The 1457-nt window shown below is 62.6% G+C and carries 2 protein-coding genes; both read right to left on the bottom strand.

Annotation, left to right across the window (positions count from 1 at the left end; translation table 11 throughout):
- Positions 1-93 precede the first annotated feature (93 nt).
- Positions 94-849, bottom strand: coding sequence for an IS21-like element helper ATPase IstB (gene istB, locus V8L70_RS22750; protein ID WP_022522218.1), 756 nt, complete (start codon positions 847-849; stop codon positions 94-96).
- 14 nt (positions 850-863) lie between these two features.
- On the bottom strand, positions 864-1457 hold a 594-nt coding region (locus V8L70_RS22745), incomplete at its 5' end, for a Mu transposase domain-containing protein (protein WP_198556083.1).

Below are 1457 nucleotides of genomic sequence, written 5' to 3'. Positions count from 1 at the left end.
TGCGTATTCCGGCGAACGTGACCGGTCATTCCGGTGATCGTGACCGATTTGCACACGGCCTTCACGCTGGAGAGAGTTTTGTACGCTGAGCGGTCACGATGGGTCAACCGATTCCGTTTTTTGTGCGTTGGTTTTTCTCAGTGATTCCCCTTTCAGATTGAGTCGGTGAGCGCCGTGCAGGAGCCGATCCATGATGGCGTCTGCCAGCGTGGCGGAGCCGATGTAGTCATGCCAGTGCTCCGTGGGTAACTGGCTGGCGATGAGGGTGGAGCCCCGCCCGTGTCGGTCTTCGATTACTTCCATCAGGTCCTGCCGCTGCTGCGCCGTGATCTTCTGCATGCCCCAGTCATCCAGGATCAGCAGGTTGGTCTTCAGCAACTGGTTCATCAGCCGACCGTAGCTACCATCACCGTGCGCGATGCGCACCTGCTCGAACAGGCGCGGCACTCGCAGGTAGCGCACCGAGAGGCCTTGCCGGCAGGCCTGATTGCCCAGGGCACAGGCCAGCCAGGTCTTGCCGCAACCGGTAGGCCCGGTGATGCACAGGTTCAGGGACTGGCGGATCCAGTCGCTGCTCGCCAGGGCCGCCATACGCGAGCGTTCCAGTCCCCGGGGATGACGGTAATCGATGTCTTCGATGCACGCCGGCACGCGCAGGCGGGCGGCCTTGAGCAGCCGGTCCAGCCGACGGTTTTCCCGGTGCAGCACCTCCCGATCCACTAACAGGGCAAGGCGTTCCTCGAACGCCAGGTCGTGGGTTTCCGGTTGGGCGCGTTGTTGTTCCAGGGCATCGCCCATGCCCGTCAGCTTGAGGTGGCGCAAGGTATCGAGGGTGTTGTGCGTTAGCATACGTTTCTCCGGGATCAGTGGTAGTAGTGGGGGCCGCGAACGTTGGTGTGAACCGGCAGCTCGGTCAGTTCCGGTGGCTCCTCGACCAACGGCAGCGGTAACTGATCCAGCCCCTGCTTCAGGATCGAGGTGATGCTCTGGTAACTGGCGGAGTGGATGGCCAGCGCCCGGGCACAGGCCTGCTCCAGGCGATCACGACTGTAGCGCCGACTAAGGTTCAGAAGTCCCAGGCAGGCGCGGTAACCATGTTCCGGATGAGGCCGATCCTTGAGCTGCTTCTGCACCACGCCCAGCGTGCCGGGGCCGATGTCATTGGCCCAGTTCAGGAACCGTCCCGGTGACCAGTTCTGATGGGCCTGGTGCGATTTAGGCATGTGTTCAGTCAGGGTGGCGAAGCGGCCCTTACCATGACGAGGATGTAGCGCCACTCGCTGCCCTTTGTGCATGACCTCCACGGAGGTGTCGGTCACCCGAACGTCCAGCTTCACCCCCACCAGGGCGTGGGGCACGCTGTATAGCCGCTTCTCGATCTCGATGTGATAGTCGATACCCGGCCGTGCCTTACGCCACTCGGCGTAGGTGTAGGGCGTGGCGGGGAGTGGTCGTAG

Source organism: Vreelandella arctica (assembly GCF_037070215.1).
GTDB lineage: Bacteria > Pseudomonadota > Gammaproteobacteria > Pseudomonadales > Halomonadaceae > Vreelandella > Vreelandella arctica.
Note: the sequence above shows the minus strand (reverse complement) of the source record. Positions and strands in the feature narration are given on the sequence as shown.